15 protein-coding genes are annotated in these 15,245 nt (G+C 66.3%); 12 read left to right on the forward strand and 3 right to left on the reverse strand.

Annotated elements, in window-relative coordinates; translation table 11 throughout:
* The first annotated feature begins 64 nt into the window (after positions 1–64).
* Genes ACIGJD_RS15395 through ACIGJD_RS15410 form a run of 4 tightly spaced genes read left to right on the forward strand, consistent with a single transcriptional unit; the run spans position 65 to position 3,854 of the window.
* On the forward strand, positions 65–934 hold the full coding sequence (locus ACIGJD_RS15395) for an ABC transporter substrate-binding protein (RefSeq protein WP_483686918.1): 870 nt from the start codon (positions 65–67) through the stop codon (positions 932–934).
* 4 nt (positions 935–938) lie between these two features.
* Positions 939–1,895 (forward strand): amino acid ABC transporter permease, encoded by a 957-nt coding sequence (locus ACIGJD_RS15400; protein ID WP_483686919.1) that lies wholly within the window; start codon positions 939–941, stop codon positions 1,893–1,895.
* The gene (locus tag ACIGJD_RS15405; protein WP_483686920.1) at positions 1,892–2,656 is read left to right on the forward strand and encodes an amino acid ABC transporter ATP-binding protein; all 765 of its coding nucleotides are present in this window, start codon (positions 1,892–1,894) and stop codon (positions 2,654–2,656) included. Before ACIGJD_RS15400 ends, ACIGJD_RS15405 begins: the two co-directional genes overlap by 4 nt.
* A gap of 22 nt (positions 2,657–2,678) precedes the next feature.
* Positions 2,679–3,854: an alpha-hydroxy acid oxidase gene (locus ACIGJD_RS15410; RefSeq protein ID WP_483686921.1), complete on the forward strand. Its 1,176-nt coding sequence runs from the start codon at positions 2,679–2,681 to the stop codon at positions 3,852–3,854.
* 423 nt (positions 3,855–4,277) lie between these two features.
* On the opposite strand, the gene ACIGJD_RS15415 is transcribed toward ACIGJD_RS15410, so the two are convergent.
* Positions 4,278–5,210, reverse strand: coding sequence for a lipid kinase (locus ACIGJD_RS15415; protein WP_483686922.1), 933 nt, complete (start codon positions 5,208–5,210; stop codon positions 4,278–4,280).
* A gap of 239 nt (positions 5,211–5,449) precedes the next feature.
* Here ACIGJD_RS15415 and ACIGJD_RS15420 point away from each other — a divergent pair, with 239 nt between their 5' ends.
* Both ACIGJD_RS15420 and ACIGJD_RS15425 read left to right on the forward strand, forming a co-directional pair.
* Positions 5,450–6,211, forward strand: coding sequence for a glycosyltransferase family 2 protein (locus tag ACIGJD_RS15420; RefSeq protein WP_483686923.1), 762 nt, complete (start codon positions 5,450–5,452; stop codon positions 6,209–6,211).
* A 485-nt stretch (positions 6,212–6,696) separates the two neighbouring features.
* Positions 6,697–7,707 (forward strand): Vgb family protein, encoded by a 1,011-nt coding sequence (locus tag ACIGJD_RS15425; RefSeq protein ID WP_483686924.1) that lies wholly within the window; start codon positions 6,697–6,699, stop codon positions 7,705–7,707.
* Positions 7,708–7,913: 206 nt separating this feature from the next.
* On the opposite strand, the gene idi is transcribed toward ACIGJD_RS15425, so the two are convergent.
* The gene (gene idi, locus ACIGJD_RS15430; RefSeq protein WP_373462156.1) at positions 7,914–8,462 is read right to left on the reverse strand and encodes an isopentenyl-diphosphate Delta-isomerase; all 549 of its coding nucleotides are present in this window, start codon (positions 8,460–8,462) and stop codon (positions 7,914–7,916) included.
* A gap of 23 nt (positions 8,463–8,485) precedes the next feature.
* Here idi and ACIGJD_RS15435 point away from each other — a divergent pair, with 23 nt between their 5' ends.
* Genes ACIGJD_RS15435 through ACIGJD_RS15460 form a run of 6 tightly spaced genes read left to right on the forward strand, consistent with a single transcriptional unit; the run spans position 8,486 to position 13,631 of the window.
* Positions 8,486–9,553 carry a polyprenyl synthetase family protein gene (locus ACIGJD_RS15435; RefSeq protein ID WP_483686925.1) on the forward strand — a complete coding sequence of 356 codons (1,068 nt, stop codon included), beginning with the start codon at positions 8,486–8,488 and terminating at the stop codon, positions 9,551–9,553.
* The gene (locus ACIGJD_RS15440; RefSeq protein WP_483686926.1) at positions 9,550–10,464 is read left to right on the forward strand and encodes a phytoene/squalene synthase family protein; all 915 of its coding nucleotides are present in this window, start codon (positions 9,550–9,552) and stop codon (positions 10,462–10,464) included. Before ACIGJD_RS15435 ends, ACIGJD_RS15440 begins: the two co-directional genes overlap by 4 nt.
* A 20-nt stretch (positions 10,465–10,484) precedes the next feature.
* Positions 10,485–12,095 (forward strand): phytoene desaturase family protein, encoded by a 1,611-nt coding sequence (crtI, locus tag ACIGJD_RS15445; RefSeq protein WP_483686927.1) that lies wholly within the window; start codon positions 10,485–10,487, stop codon positions 12,093–12,095.
* Positions 12,096–12,139: 44 nt separating this feature from the next.
* Complete coding sequence (locus ACIGJD_RS15450; protein WP_483689515.1) at positions 12,140–12,439, forward strand: lycopene cyclase domain-containing protein; 300 nt, start codon at positions 12,140–12,142, stop codon at positions 12,437–12,439.
* Positions 12,436–12,771 carry a lycopene cyclase domain-containing protein gene (locus tag ACIGJD_RS15455; protein WP_483686928.1) on the forward strand — a complete coding sequence of 112 codons (336 nt, stop codon included), beginning with the start codon at positions 12,436–12,438 and terminating at the stop codon, positions 12,769–12,771. The genes ACIGJD_RS15450 and ACIGJD_RS15455 overlap by 4 nt, the downstream gene beginning before the upstream one ends.
* Positions 12,768–13,631, forward strand: a complete 864-nt coding sequence (locus ACIGJD_RS15460) for a prenyltransferase (RefSeq protein WP_483686929.1) — start codon at positions 12,768–12,770, stop codon at positions 13,629–13,631. The genes ACIGJD_RS15455 and ACIGJD_RS15460 overlap by 4 nt, the downstream gene beginning before the upstream one ends.
* Positions 13,632–13,654: 23 nt before the next feature.
* Here the strand turns inward: ACIGJD_RS15460 and ACIGJD_RS15465 are convergent, their stop codons facing one another.
* On the reverse strand, positions 13,655–15,229 hold the full coding sequence (locus ACIGJD_RS15465; RefSeq protein ID WP_483686930.1) for a UxaA family hydrolase: 1,575 nt from the start codon (positions 15,227–15,229) through the stop codon (positions 13,655–13,657).
* Positions 15,230–15,245: the final 16 nt, after the last annotated feature.

The raw sequence follows: 15,245 nt of genomic DNA on the forward strand, positions 1-15,245 counted from the left end.
AAACTCCGAAGGCGTCTAAATGATTCAGTTCCGATCGATGTTGGTAACCGTCGCCGCAGTTTCAATGGCAAGCGCGCTCCTCTCCGGATGTTCCAACCCGGACATGGCCTCTTCAGCGCAGTCCGTCGCTCCAAAATCCTCAAGCTCAGCGGAGGCCGTCAAAGTCGACGACGCAGCCGCGGCAGCCCTCCCCCAAGAAGCACGGGACAAGGGCACCCTCACGGTGACCATGAGCCAGAGCTCTCCGCCGCTGCACTTCATGGCCCCGGACGGGACAACCATCCAGGGCGTGGACCCGGAAATTGCCATGGCCCTCGGTCAGACACTGGGCCTGAAAACAGAGATCAAGAGCGGCCCCTTTGACGGCATCATCCCCGGCATTGCCGCCGGCAAGTTCGACATGGCTGTCTCCCAGATGTCGCCCTCCACCGAACGCATGAAGGTGCTTGATTTTGTCGACTACTACCAGTCCGGTAGCGGCATCGGGGTGGCTCCGGGCAACCCCCAGCACCTCACGGTGGACACGCTCTGCGGCAAGAAGGTGGGTGTGCTGAAGGGTTCATTCCAGGACCTCAAACGGCTTCCCGCCCTGTCCCAGGCGTGTACGGCCGCCGGCAATCCAGCCATTGAAGCCATGACCTACCCGGATATGCAGGCCCCGAACCTCGCATTGACGGCAGGCCGCATCGACGCCGTCTACATCGACGGCCCCACCCTGGGATACGCCATCAAGCAGGGCGGGCAGATTGAACTGCTGGGCGAGAAGGACGTCTCCCCCGTCAGCATCGGATTCAAGAAGGGCGCCGGTTTGGAGAAGGCCATCCAGCTCGGCATGGAGTCCCTTGCCAAGAGCGGCAAGTACAAGGAGATCCTCGACAAGTGGGGGGTAGGCAGCGGTGCAATCTCTGACTTCGCCTTCAACAAAGCGCAGTAGCCACATGGCCAACACAGCCACGGAGCGGAGCGCCACGGTCCATGACGGGCTGGACCGGCAGCTTCTCCTGGGACGCCCCCACCAGCGCCACGGAGGATTGTGGCTCACGGCGGCAATCGTCCTGTTCGCCGTCTTCCTCGTCGCGTACTCCCTGGTCACCAATCCGCGCTTCGAGTGGAACGTGGTCTTCGGCTGGTTCACCTCGGAGCGGCTGTTCACGGGACTCCTGCGCACGCTGGGACTGACCGCCATCTCCATGGTGGTCGGCATCGTCGTCGGTGTCCTGCTGGCGCTGGCCAGGCTTGCCCCGAACGCCATTGTTGCCGGAACCGCCGCGTTCCTGGTCTGGCTGTTCCGCGGTGTACCGGTGTTCGTTCAGCTCCTCTTCTGGGGCTTTATCGCGGCCATCTATCCGCGGATTGCGGTGGGGGTGCCCTTCGGTCCGGAGTTCTTCTCGGTGGATGCCAACGTGCTGATCACCCCGTTCATGGCGGCGATCCTGGGGTTGGGCCTGAACGAGGGCGCCTACATGTCGGAGATCGTGCGGGCCGGGCTGTTGAGCGTCAACCGCGGCCAGACGGAGGCTGCCACGGCTCTTGGCATGCGCAGGTTTGCGATTCTTTCCCGGGTTGTGTTGCCGCAGGCGATGAAGATCATCATCCCGCCCACCGGTAACCAGACCATTTCCATGCTGAAAACCACCTCGCTGGTCAGTGTCCTGGCGTTCCCCGAACTCCTGTACTCTGCCCAGCTGGTCTACAGCGCCAACTTCAAGACGATTCCGCTGCTCATCGCCGCCAGCATGTGGTACCTGCTGGTCACCAGCATCCTGAGCCTGGGCCAGTACTTCATTGAGCGGCACTTCAACCGGGGCGGCATCAGAACGGGGCGCCGGAACCAGCGGCCCCGCAAGCCCAAAGCACCGAACCCCCGCACCACAGCACAGGAGGTCCAGCCGTGACTGACGTGATGATCGAGGCACAGGCAGTCACCAAGAGCTTCGGCGACCTTGAAGTCCTCAAGGGCATCGACCTCACCATCCCCAGGGGCAGCGTCACCTGCATCATCGGGCCGTCCGGTTCCGGAAAGTCGACGTTCCTCCGGTGCATCAACCAATTGGAAACGCTCGACGGCGGGTACATCCTCGTGGAGGGACAGCCGGTTGGCGTGAAGATCAGAAAAGGCCGGCTGCACGCGCAGAACAACGCGGAGGCGGCAAAGATGCGCGAGAACATCGGGATGGTCTTCCAGAGCTTCAACCTCTTCCCGCACATGACGGTCCTCGAGAACATCTGCGAAGCGCCGGTGCGGGTGAAAAAGGAGAACCGTAAGGCCGTCCAGGACAGGGCGCGGGTCCTTCTGGAGCGGGTCGGGCTGGCCGAAAAAGCCCACTCATACCCTGCTTCCCTTTCCGGTGGCCAGCAGCAGCGCGTGGCCATCGCCAGGGCCTTGGCCATGGAACCGCGCCTGATGCTCTTCGACGAGCCCACGTCTGCCCTGGACCCGGAACTCGTGGGCGAGGTCCTCGACGTGATGCGCAACCTGGCGGACGGCGGAATGACCATGATCGTGGTCACACACGAGATCGGCTTCGCCCGGGAAGTGGGCGATCACCTGATCTTCATGGACGGCGGTGGCATCGTGGAGCAGGGTGATCCGCACACCGTCCTGCGCGAGCCAAAGCATGAGCGCACCAAACAGTTCTTGGCGAAAGTAATTTAGACCTTCACATTGGAGCAGGACCTTGAGAAACAAATGGATTGTCAGCATCGAGGACTACCGGAAAGCGTCCCGGAAGCAGCTGCCGAAGATGATTTCGGACTACCTGGAAGGCGGCGCCCTGGACGAAACCACCATGCGCGCCAACGAGGACCGCTTTGATGCCCTCATGCTTCGCCAACGGTCAATGGTGGACCTCCGGGGACTCAACACATCCACAACCGTGCTGGGCCATTCCCTGGCGATGCCGCTGATGGTGGCCCCGATGGGCATGCTCACCATCTTCCACCCCGGCTCGGATCCTGCCGTTGCACGGGCCGCGGTCCGGGCGGGGTCGATCTTCATCCACAGCGCCTGGGCCGGCTGCTCCCTCGAGGAGGTGGCCAAGGTGGCCCCCAACAACCTGTGGGCGCAGATCGCGTTCTGGAAGGACCCGGAAGAGACGGCCAGCTACATCAGGCGGGCCCGGGCTGTCGGTGTCGAGACGCTGGTGGTGGCGGGCGACGTCGGATCGTCCAGCAAACGTGAGCGGGACCTGCACCACGGGCTGTCCATGCCGCCGCGCCCTCCGGTGGCGGATTACTTCAACGCCGCCACCCGCCCCGCCTGGGTGTGGCGGTGGCTCACGGGCCGGAAGATGACCTACGGCAACTACCAGATCAACGGCCGCCCACTGCGCATGAATGAGATGAACAACTGGATGGCGTCCAACAAGAACCCCGGTGCCAACTGGGAGGACTTCGCCAGGCTCCGTTCCGAATGGAAGGGAAACCTAGTGATCAAGGGCATCATGGACGCCGAAGACGCAGCCCGGGCAGTGGACGAAGGGGCGGACGGCATCTTCGTTTCCAACCACGGCGGCCGGCAGTTCGACGCCCAGCCCGCCACCATCGACGTCCTGCCGTCCATCGTCGACGCCGTGGGTGGACGGGCGGAGATCTACCTCGACGGCGGCATCCGCCGCGGCCACGACATCGTCAAGGCAGTGGCCCTGGGCGCCAAGGCCGCCCTCGCCGGGCGTCCCTTCGCCTACGCCCTTGCTGCCGGCGGGGAGCCTGCCGTGGACCGCGTGTTCGGCATCCTGCAGGAGGAGTTCAAGGGCGCTATGGGGTTTGTCGGGAAGTCGTCGGTTTCCGGCATCGACAAGACCATCTTCGCGGGAACCACCGCCGCGCCCGTGCCGGAGAGCCTGCTGGTCTAGGTCCGGAAGGCCTCGCGGACAAAACCACAAACTGCCCGCCTCCTGAACCGGAGGCGGGCAGTCCTGCATTCGGGACCCGTACAGTCCCCTGTGAAATTTGCGCCGACCTTGATGCAATCTTGACCGAATCTCTGCAGGTCCTTGAGGTCCTCCCTCCAAAGTGATGCGTGAAGGACGGGGAAGCAACCTTGATGCACCTGGGTACTGGGGCCCAGTCAACCCGCGCCTGCATCGGATAACACCGATGGCCTCAGAGCCTGGCGGCGCTAAGAAGCGGCGCCGCCAGGCAACCAATCCCCATTCCACACAGGCCAGGGGCCGACGGCGGAGGCAACGGGTCAGCGTCGATCCGAAAAAAGCCGTCGGCCCCCACATCCATCGAAGAAGTACGACGGCGGCACGCATCGGCCGCGGAGGCTCCAGCTACCCGTCGAGGCGCGCGGCGGTGCTGTACTGCGGCACCACGACGTGCACGGCGTTGCGGTCGATGGTGAAGTCCACGGGCGTGGCCGTGGCGATCTCGCCGTCGAGGTTCACCGGCATTGGCGGCTCTGTCACCAGCCGGACGCGTTGCGTGGTCAGGTGGTACACACCCTCGCGTTCGACGAAGCTGCCGTCCTTGAGCAGGCGGGCGATCCGCACATGCTCCCGGAGCGGCGCACCCGGGATGGCGTAGATGTCCAGGGTGTGGTCGTCGATTCCCGCGGTGGGCGAGACCGCGTTGCCGCCGCCGTAATGCCGGCCGTTGCCCACCGCCACCTGCAACATGTTCTCCAGCTCCAGCGGTTCATGGTCACCTTCCGGGAATTCGAGCCGGGCGCGGAAGGGTTTGTGCCGTGCATACGCGCGGATCGCGGCAACGCCGTACGCCAAGGGACCCAGCCGCCGCTTCAGCCGCGGGCTCAGGCTCTCGGTCACCCCCACGGACAGGCCGACGGAGGCCACATTAAGGAAGGGCTCGCCGTTGGCCCGGCCAAGATCGATGTCTACCACCTTCCCGTCCGCGAGCGCGACGCACGCCGCGTCAAGGTTGGCGGGAATCTCCAGCGTGCGGGCAAGATCGTTGGCCGTCCCCAGCGGAAGGACGCCGAGCACGGTGCCGGTCCCAGCGAAAAAGCCGGCGGCGAAGGACACGGTGCCGTCGCCGCCACCGACAACCACCAGGTCATGGCCGTCGGCGGCAACACTGTCGAGTGTGGAAGCCAGGTCGGCGCCCGAGCGGACAAGGTGCACGGCGGAGATCGGCAGGCCGGCTTTCTGCAGCTTGCCGACCACCGGCTCCGGCCCCGCCGCGGCGAGGCGGGCACCGGCATTGATCACCAGGGCAACGGAGTCCGCGTCTCGGGCAGCCTTCATGGGGACAATCCTAGGTGGCGGAACCGGGAGACCCTCGCACGGGGCTGTCACTTCCGGCGGCGAACCACCAGCACGATGTACAGGGCAACGCCCACTGCCACCAAGGCCCCGATGTTGACCCCGAAATTTGACCCATTCAGCATGCCGGAACTCCTCTGCGGCTTCGCCTGGCTCCTGACCACATCAGCTTACGTCCGGCCGTACAACGCGGTAAGCGGCAAACCGGCTAGCATCGGGGGATGCCGTCCCTCTCCGTGGTCATCCCGTGCAAGGATGACGGCCCGTTCCTGGAACACTGCCTCCAGGCCCTGCAATCCCAGACCGTGGCTCCGCTGGAAATCATCGTGGTGGACAACGGCTCCAGCGACGACACTGCCAAGATCGCAACAAAGCACGGCGCCCGGGTTCTGCCCGAACATGTGCCGGGGATTGCCGCTGCCGCGTCCGCTGGATACGACGCCGCCCGCGGAGACGTCATCGTACGCTGCGATGCGGACAGCATTCCCCCGGCCGACTGGCTGGAACGCATAAGCCGGCGCTTCGAGCAGGACCCGGACTTGGCCCTTCTCACGGGGCCGGGCGTCTTCTACGGCACCGGCCGCATCCGCAGCCGCCTCGCCGACATTACGTACATCCAGGCCTACTTCGTCCTCATGGGCGCGGCCATGGGGCACTGGCCGCCCTTCGGCTCCAACTGCGCCTTCCGCCGCCAGGACTGGGAGCAGGCCCGCACCAGAGTGAACCGGCTGGACACAGGAGTGCACGACGACGTCGACCTCGGCTTTGCGCTCGACCCCACCCGCCGCACGGCCTACGACAGCTCGTTGAAGGTGGGCATTTCGGCCCGCGCTTTGGTGGGCGGGGCCGACGCAAGACTGCGGTTCCAGCGCGCCTTCCACACCCTGGCCATCCACTGGCGGCAGCTGCCGCCGTGGGAACGCTGGAAGGTCACGCTGAACGCCCGGCGAGAGCGCCGCCGTCGTACCTCACCGCAGGAATGACGCCCAACGGCTTTTCCCGGGGCTGTTTCAGTAAAGCCCCAGATTTTCCGTAACAATCCGCCCTCTGGCTTCCGCCCACGCCAGTGTTTAGGCGGCCGCATGTCTCTGGTGAACCAAGCTGGCACGATGCAATATAGGCTCTGTTTGTTTGGGGGGAGTACAGAGCGCCAATCTTTGGGCTTCGGGCATGGTTTGCCATCTGTACGCTCATCGAAGGGCTTCTTGTTGCAAGGTTTGGGGGTAGGTGCATGCGGTTTACCGCGGGCATAGCTGTTGCTGTCGCTGGCAGCATCTTGTTGGTTGGTGCTGGCCCGTCGGTGGCGTCGGGGGATGTCGTTGATGTTGGCCAAGGACCCCTCGGCGTCGTCATCGATGCCGAGGGCACGGCCTACATAGGCGCTGGCGGAGGTGGCGGTGTATCTGTTCTTCCCACAGGGGCGAGCAAACCAACCAAGACGCTCATGACAGGTCTCAACCCGTGGGGTATGGCATTATCTGCGGACGGCACCCTGTTTGTCGAGGGGTCGGCCCTCGACAATCAGCAGGAAGAGCTCGCGGTGATGCCGAAGGGCTCCTCTGTGGTGGTACGCAGGGTTCCGCTCAGTTTCGCCGCCCACCTCATAGCCGCAGGAGCTGACGGGACTGTCTTTGTTCCCAACCCGTTCCTGGGCACAGTCTCGGTCATCCCGCCGGGAGCGGATGCCCCGGCCCGGGAGGTCGCCGTCGGCGCGACTCCCAAGGAAGTAGCCGTAGCTCAGGACGGCACCGCCTACGTGACCAACCAGGACAGCGGGACTGTCTCGGTCATCGCCCCGGGTGCCGAGACGGTTTCACGCACCATCGACGTCCGGAAGGCCCCTGACAGCGCCGGTGCTCCGCACGGGATCGCGGTAGGCCCGGACGACGCGGTCTACGTCACCAACATCACCTCAAACGACGTCGCGGTAATCAAGCCTGGAGAGTCAGTTGTCTCCTACCGGGTGCCGGTTCCAGGCGGGCCAAAGGAAATCGCCGTCGGCCCGGACAGCACTGTCTATGTTCTTTCCGAAGCGAGCAGCCTCTCCGTCATCGCACCAGGTGAAACAAGCGTCCGCCGCGGCCAGCCCACGCTCCGGAACCCCGGGCATCTCGCGCTGGCGCCAAACGGGTCCGTCCTGGTGACCAACACCGCCGATAAATCGGTGTCGATCTTTCCGGCCCAAGACCTGAACATTCCGGCAGTAGCGGCCGTCAAAGCACAAGCAGTGCAGGCTCAGACAAAAGCAACAGATCCCTCGGGTCAGGCCACCTCGGACAAGACGGGGTCCGGCGTCATGTTCAACCTTCCGGTCATTGTCGGCACAGTGGCCGCAGCCATGCTGATCGGGGCCGCCGCGCTGATCCTGGCTGGCAGAAGGCGCAGACGTTCTGAAGCTGCCGAGGACACAGCAACATTAGAGCCCCCGGCAGAGGAACCTAAAAGATTTGCAGCCCCTTCGGATCACACGCCGAACTAAAGCGTCCGGGCTCCGTGGTGCGGACAACCCTTCCGTGTTCGACAGGGATAGATTGACGGGGATGGGTCGGTGTTAGCGTGAGGGCAGCCGCCCTAGCTGCATTGACAGAACCACTCCCGTGCCGCCGTGGGAACGCTGGAAGGTGACGTTGAAGGCCCGGCGGGAGCGCCGCCGTCGTCCGTCATCCACCCGGTGACAAAAGGAACCTAGGCGCCGAACCGCTCCGGGTACAGCAGCGGAAGCTGAAGGGTTACCCACGGGCTGAAGGCCCAGGGGGTCGCGGCCACGGCGGCGGTGATCAGCGCGGGATCGGTCCACTGCCACTCCATGACCTCGTCGGCCCGGGGAGAAAGCGGTGACGCAGCGCGTGCCGTGAACACCGGGCAGATCTCGTTTTCCACCACGCCGGAGGCATCCACCGCCCGGTACCGGAAGTCCGGAACCCGCAGTTCGATGTCCGTAAGCGTCAGCCCAAGTTCGTACTCCCCGCGGCGCCGCACGGCGTCCTCAAGCTCCTCGCCGGGCGCAGGATGACCGCAGAAGGAATTGGTCCAGACGCCGGGCCAGGTCAGCTTGGACAGGGCGCGGCGGGTGAGGAGGATGCGGCCGTCGGAGTCGTACACGTGGGCCGAGAAGGCCAGGTGCAGGGGTGTGGAGGAAGAGTGGACGGTGGCCTTGTCCTCGACGCCGACCGGTGTTCCGTCGTCGGCGGCCAGGACCACCTGCTCTGCATTCGCCTTCAATTGCCCTCCCATGGGTGCCCGTGTTTACTTTACATATGGATATGGGGACCACGCTGGCGCAGACAGATGACGGCCAACTGGTCAATGAAGTTCTGGATGGGTTCTTCGCCCGCGCCAAGGCGAGGGCCGGTGCCATGCACCCGCAGTACCTCGAGCTGTGGGAACACCTGGAGGCCTGCACCGTAGGCGGCAAGCGGTTCCGTCCCCGGCTGGTGATGACCACCTACTCCCTGCTGGGCGGCACCGACATGCCTGCCGCAGCCACGGTGGCCGCGTCCTACGAGCTGCTGCACACCGCCCTGATCATCCACGACGACGTGGTGGACCAGGATTTCACCCGCCGCGGGGTTCCCAACCTCGCCGGTGCCTACCGCAGCCTTGCGGCGGACCGGGGCAGCAGCCCGGAGCGCGCGGAGCACACCGGCGCGTCCGCCGCCGTGATCGCCGGGGACCTGGCCTTGGCCAACGCCTACCGGTTCCTGGCGGAAGCCGACGCGGACCCGGCAACGCGGCACCGGCTTCACGACCTGCTGGACGAAGCCGTCGTGGCCTCCGCGGCCGGGGAACTCCTGGACGTGCTGGCGCCCCTGGACCCCATGCCGCAGACCGTGGACCAGGTCCTGGAGATGTCCAAACTGAAAACCGCCGTCTACTCGTTCGACACCCCGCTGCGCGCCGGAGCCGTCCTGGCCGGCGCTGACCAGGAGCTGGTGGAGGCACTCGGCGAGTTCGGCCGCATCATCGGCACCGCGTACCAGGTGGCGGACGACCTGGTGGGCGCGTTCGGTGACGAATCACGGACCGGCAAGACAGGCTGGGGCGACCTGCGCGAGGGCAAGCGCACCGCGCTGATCTCCTACGCGGCAGAGCAGCCCCAATGGGCCCGGATCAAAGAGCTGCTGTCCAATGACCTCACGGCCACCGATGCCGCCGAGATCCGTGAACTCCTGGTGGCGTCCGGGGCACGGGACAAGACCCTGAAGCTCGCCGCGGACCTCACGGAGCGGGCCCTGGACGTCCTGGTCCAGCCGTTCGTGCCGCAGGCGCTGCGGGACGGACTCTCCCCCCTGTCCCGCCTGGTCACCGATCGGATGGGCGCATGAAGCGGGACCGCGACGCGCTGGCCGATTACACCGCCACCGCCCTCAAGTCCTCCGGCGTGGTGCTCCGCTCCTATTCGAGTTCCTTCGGGCTGGCGTGCCGGTTGTTCGACGACGCCGTGCGCCGCCAGGTGGATTCCGTGTACGCGCTGGTGCGGGTGGCGGATGAAATTGTCGACGGCGTCACCTCCGCTGCGGGCCTGTCACCGGAGGAGAGCCGGCGGCAGCTGGACGCGTTCGAGCAGGAAACCGAACAGGCCATGGCCACCGGCTACAGCACCAACCTGGTGATCCACGCGTTCGCGGACACAGCCCGCCGGACCGGCATCGGCACCGACCTCACCCGCCCCTTCTTCGCCTCCATGCGTGCCGATCTGGAGCAGTCGGAGCACACGCAAGAGTCCTTCGAGGAGTACGTCTACGGGTCCGCGGAAGTGGTGGGCCTGATGTGCCTGAAGTGCTTCCTGCACCGGCACCCGGTCAGCGAAGAGGAACGGGCCCGGCTGGAGCGCGGCGCCCGGCACCTGGGCGCGGCCTTCCAGAAGATCAACTTCCTGCGCGACCTGGCCGAGGACTTCACCTCCCTGGGCCGCAGCTACTTCCCCGGCGTCAGCCCCGCCAACTTCGATGAGGCGCAGAAGATCCGGCTGCTGGCGGACATCGACCACGACCTGCAGGAATCCCGCGCGGTCCTGCGCAGCCTGCCCACGTCCTGCCGCCTGGCGGTAACCCTGGCCCAGGAGCTCTTCGCCGAGCTCGCCGAACGGATCCGCGTCACCCCGGCGCCGGACCTGATCAGGGCACGGATCAGCGTGCCCACCCCCGTGAAGCTGAAGATCGCCGCCGCCGTGCTCACTGGCAGGCGGGGACTGGAACCAGCTGCCGCACGCCCGGCCCGGGTGGCGGCGCAGTGAGCGGCACCGGCAGGAAACCGGTGCCGTCCGGGCAGAGGGTGGTGGTGATCGGCGGCGGCATCAGCGGACTGGCGACGGCGGCCCTGCTCGCCACCGAGGGGCACCGCGTCACCATCCTGGAGAAGCAGGAGGTCCTGGGCGGCAGGGCGTACGCGTTCAGTGAAGAGGGTTTCAGGTTCGACGCCGGGCCCTCCTGGTACCTGATGCCCGAGGTCATCGACCACTACTTCCAGCTCCTGGGCACCTCCGCCGCCGAGCAGCTGGACCTGGTGAAGCTGGACCCCGGCTACCGGCTCATCTCCGAAGGAGCAGCCGAACCCGTGGACGTCCCGGCGGGCAGGCAGCGGGTGGTGGAGCTGTTTGACCGGCTGGAGCCCGGCGCCGGCGCTCGGCTGGAGAAGTACCTGGACTCCGCTGCCGAGACGTACACCATGGCCAAGCGGAGCTTCCTGTACCCCACCTTCCAGTCGTTTGCCCCGCTGCTGGTGCCGGACATCCTCACCCGGCTCCCCCGGCTGGCCCGCCTGCTGCTGGAGCCGCTGCACAGCTACGCCCGCCGGTACGTCAGCAACCCCAGCCTGCAGCAGATCCTGGAGTACCCCGCGGTGTTTCTGGGCGCCTCGCCGTTCACCGCGCCCAGCATGTACCACCTGATGAGCCACCTGGATCTGGACGTGGGCGTCTACTACCCGATGGGCGGCTTCGCCCGGCTGGTGGAGGCGCTCGAAAAGCAGGCCCGCGACGCCGGCGTGGAGATAAGAACCAACGCCGAGGTCCTGGAAATCGAGACCGCGCCCATCATCTCCCGGCGCCGCCCGGCGGCCGTGCGCGGGGTGCGCTTCCGCAATGGCGACGGAACGCAGGAAACCCTGCCGGCCGACGTCGTCATCTCCGCGGCCGACCTGCACCACTCCGAAACCGCGCTGCTCCCCCGGAACCTGCAGACCTACCCCGAACGGTACTGGCAGCGGCACACCGCCGGGCCCAGCGCCCTGCTGCTGTACCTGGGCGTCCGCGGCGGGCTGCCGCAGCTGGAGCACCACACCCTCCTCTTCACCAAGGACTGGGAGGAGAACTTCAAGGCGATCTTTGGCAAGGACACGTTCATCCCGTCGCCGGCGTCGATGTATGTATGCAAGCCCAGCGCCACCGATCCGGACGTGGCGCCGGACGGGCACGAGAACGTATTCGTGCTGGTGCCCATCCCCCCGGACCCGGGGCTGGGCGGCAGCGGCGACGAACGGCTGGAACGCGCGGCCGACGCCGTGATCGGGCAGCTCAGTGAGTGGGCCGGCATCCCGGACCTGGCCGAGCGCATCGTGGTGCGGCGGATGTACGGGCCCGCCGATTTCGAGCGGGACTACCACTCGTGGAAGGGCACGTCGCTGGGGCCGGCGCACACGCTGAAGCAGAGCGCGTTCTTCCGGGCCGGCAACGTCAGCCGCAAGGTGGAGGGGCTGTACTACGCGGGGGCGTCCACCATTCCGGGGATCGGCATTCCCATGTGTTTGATCAGCGCCGAGCTGGTGGTCAAGCGGCTGCGCGGCGACACCAGCACCGGTCCGCTGCCGGCGCCGCTGCGCCAGGCAGGCGTTGCGGAAGGAACAGTTTCAAAGGGTACGACGGCGTGACGGCCGTTGCGTACCTGGCGTTTCTTTTGGTGTCGCTGGGCTGCATGGTGCTGCTGGACCAGCGGCTGCGGCTTTTCTTCTGGCAGGACGCGCGGCGCGCGGCCGTGGTGCTGGCGGCGGGGCTGGTGTTCTTCCTGGCGTGGGACCTGTCCGGGATCGGGCTGGGCATCTTCTTCCGCGGACACAACGAGACGATCGGGATCGAGCTGGCCCCGGAGCTGCCGCTGGAGGAGCCGATCTTCCTGGTGTTCCTGTGCTACCTGGTGATGAACTTGTTCCAGCTGTTCCGGCGGTTCCTCGCGACCCGGCTGCCGCACACCGAGAAAGCGGAGGAACGGTCATGAGCTACTGGGCACTGAACGCGGTATTCCTCATCGCCGCCCTGGCCGTAGGGACCGCCGCCGCCATCCGGCTCAAGCACCGCTCACGCAAGGTCGCGCTGGCAGCGGCCGCTGGTGCGGCCGCCGTCGTCCTGGTCCTGACAGCCGTGTTCGACAACCTGATGATCGCCTTCGGGCTGTTCACGTACGCGCCGGAGATGATCTCCGGGGCGAAGGTGGGGCTGGCCCCGCTGGAGGATTTCGCGTATCCGGTGGCCGCGGTGCTCCTGCTGCCGGGGCTGTGGATCCTGCTGGACCGCCGGTCCGTCACACCTAAGGCGGGGAGGCGGCCATGAAGACCCTGCGGATGCTCCTGCTGTCCTCCCGGCCGCTGTCCTGGGTGAACACGGCCTACCCGTTTGCCGCGGCGTACCTGCTCACGGCGCGCGAGATCGACCTGGCCTGGGTGGTGGGGACCCTGTACTTCCTCATCCCGTACAACCTGGCGATGTACGGCATCAATGACGTGTTCGACTACGAATCGGACCTCCGGAACCCGCGCAAAGGCGGGGTGGAGGGCGCGGTGCTGGACCGCACCATGCACGCCGTCACGCTGCGGGCGGCGATCGGCACCAACGCGCCGTTCCTGGCGGTGCTGGTCCTGCTGGGCAATCCGCTGTCCTGGCTGGTCCTGGCGGTCAGCATCTTCGCGGTGGTGGCGTACAGCGCGCCCGGGCTGCGGTTCAAGGAGCGGCCGTTCCTGGATTCGGCCACGTCCAGCACGCACTTCGTGAGCCCGGCCATTTACGGGCTGGTCCTGGCACAGGCGCAGTTCACCCCGGCGCTGTGGGCGCTGCTGGGGGCGTTCTTCCTGTGGGGCGTGGCCAGCCACGCGTTCGGCGCGGTGCAGGATGTGGTGGCGGACCGGGCCGGCGGCATCGGGTCGGTTGCAACCGTGATCGGCGCCAAGGCCACGGTGCGCTTTGCGATTGCCGCCTACCTGCTGGCCGGCGCGCTGCTGCTGTTCACGCCATGGCCGGGACCGCTGGCGGCCCTGCTGGCACTCCCCTACGCGGTGAGCATCCTCCCCTTCGCGTCCGTGACGGACGCGGATTCGGAGCGGGCCCACCGCGGCTGGGAGCGGTTCCTGTGGCTGAACTACGTCACCGGATTCTTCGTGACCATGCTGCTGATCTGGTACGCCGCGGTCCGATGACAGACAGGGGCCGGTAGGGAAACCTAGAGAACGGTGGACAGCTGCCACGGGACAAACTCGTTGTCCCCGTAGCCCAGTTCCTCGCTCTTGGTTTCCTGGCCCGAAGCCACCGCCAGGATGAGGTCGAAGATCTGCTGTCCCATCTCCTCGATAGTCAGCTGTCCGTCCGCCACCGCCCCGCAGTTCACGTCCATGTCGTCCCGCATGCGTTCATACAGCGCGGTGTTGGTGGCCAGCTTGATGCTGGGCGTGGGCTTGCAGCCGAAGGCGGAGCCCCGGCCGGTGGTGAATGCCAGGACCTGGGCGCCGCCGGCAACCATGCCGGTGGCGTTGACGGGGTCGTAGCCCGGGGTATCCATGAAGACCAGGCCGTGGGCGGTGACGGGTTCGGCATACTCCACCACATCCACCAGGTTGGTGGTGCCGCCCTTCGCCACGGCTCCCAGGGACTTTTCCAGGATGGTGGTGAGTCCGCCGGCCTTGTTCCCGGGGGACGGGTTGTTGTTGATCGACGATCCGTCCTGGGTAACGTGCTGTTCCCACCAGCGGATGCGTTCCATCAGCTTGTCCGCCGTGCGCTGGGACTCGGCACGGGACGTGAGCAGGTGCTCGGCGCCGTAGATTTCGGTGGTTTCACCGAACACTGCGGTGCCGCCGTGCCTGATGAGCAGGTCCGCGGCTGCGCCCAGGGCCGGATTCGCAGTCACGCCGGAGAAGGCGTCCGAGCCGCCACACTCCATGGCGAGGACGAGTTCCGAGGCGGGCACGGTGGTCCTCTGGGACTTGTTGATCTCGGGCAGGAGTTCCTCGATGCGCCGCACGCCTTCGGCCACCGTGGCCTTGGTGCCGCCCTGCGCCTGGATAGTCATGCTGGAAATCGACTTGTCAGGGCTCAGCGACCACCCGGTGGTGAGGCCGGCAATCTGGTTGACTTCGCAGCCCAGCCCCAGCACCAGGATGCTGGCGAAGTTGGGGTGGTTCGCGTACCCGTGGAGGGTCCGGCGCAGCACCTCGAAGCCGTAGTTGCCGTCCCCTCCGGTGCCGCATCCGGAGGAATGGGTCAGCGCCACCACGCCGTCCACGTTGGGGTACTGGTCCAGGACACCGCTGTTTTCGATCCGGGAGGCGATGAGTTTTGCCGCCGTCGCGGAACAGTTGACCGACGTCAGGATGCCGATGTAGTTCCGGGTACCGACGGAGCCGTTGCTCCGCCGGTACCCCTGGAAAGTTGCCCGCTGATCCTCGGGCACGAACTCGGTTTCCCGCAGCGCGGTGCCCGCCTGGCCGGCCCGGTCGAACTCCCGGTATGCCACGTTGTGGACGTGCACATGTTCGCCCTTGCTGATCAGGAGCCCCGCGAAGCCAATGATCTGGCCGTATTTCCGGACCGGTTCATCGGCCTCGATGGTCCGCAAAGCCACCTTGTGTCCGCCGGGAATCTCATCCGCGCACAGCAACTCACCGCCGGTAACGGAAAGGGAAGTGCCGGCGGTAACCGTCCCCAGCGCGGTGCCAACGTTGTCCTCCGGATGCAGGACCAGCAGTCCCATGTCCGCGGCAAGCCGCGGGTTGGCGATCAGTTCAATCGGTGTATTCATGTTTCTGCCTTTGCTG

This window comes from Arthrobacter sp. E1SS-5 (assembly GCF_057073715.1).

Bases quoted from the DNA above. Each gene is read 5' to 3' on its own strand.
- ACIGJD_RS15395 (WP_483686918.1), top strand. From the start codon at position 65: ATGGCAAGCGCGCTCCTCTCCGGATGTTCCAACCCGGACATGGCCTCT.
- ACIGJD_RS15400 (WP_483686919.1), top strand. From the start codon at position 939: ATGGCCAACACAGCCACGGAGCGGAGCGCCACGGTCCATGACGGGCTG.
- ACIGJD_RS15415 (WP_483686922.1), bottom strand. From the start codon at position 5,210: ATGAAGGCTGCCCGAGACGCGGACTCCGTTGCCCTGGTGATCAATGCC.
- ACIGJD_RS15420 (WP_483686923.1), top strand. From the start codon at position 5,450: ATGCCGTCCCTCTCCGTGGTCATCCCGTGCAAGGATGACGGCCCGTTC.
- ACIGJD_RS15425 (WP_483686924.1), top strand. From the start codon at position 6,697: ATGGCATTATCTGCGGACGGCACCCTGTTTGTCGAGGGGTCGGCCCTC.
- idi (WP_373462156.1), bottom strand. From the start codon at position 8,462: ATGGGAGGGCAATTGAAGGCGAATGCAGAGCAGGTGGTCCTGGCCGCC.
- ACIGJD_RS15435 (WP_483686925.1), top strand. From the start codon at position 8,486: ATGGATATGGGGACCACGCTGGCGCAGACAGATGACGGCCAACTGGTC.
- ACIGJD_RS15440 (WP_483686926.1), top strand. From the start codon at position 9,550: ATGAAGCGGGACCGCGACGCGCTGGCCGATTACACCGCCACCGCCCTC.
- ACIGJD_RS15450 (WP_483689515.1), top strand. From the start codon at position 12,140: ATGGTGCTGCTGGACCAGCGGCTGCGGCTTTTCTTCTGGCAGGACGCG.
- ACIGJD_RS15455 (WP_483686928.1), top strand. From the start codon at position 12,436: ATGAGCTACTGGGCACTGAACGCGGTATTCCTCATCGCCGCCCTGGCC.
- ACIGJD_RS15460 (WP_483686929.1), top strand. From the start codon at position 12,768: ATGAAGACCCTGCGGATGCTCCTGCTGTCCTCCCGGCCGCTGTCCTGG.
- ACIGJD_RS15465 (WP_483686930.1), bottom strand. From the start codon at position 15,229: ATGAATACACCGATTGAACTGATCGCCAACCCGCGGCTTGCCGCGGAC.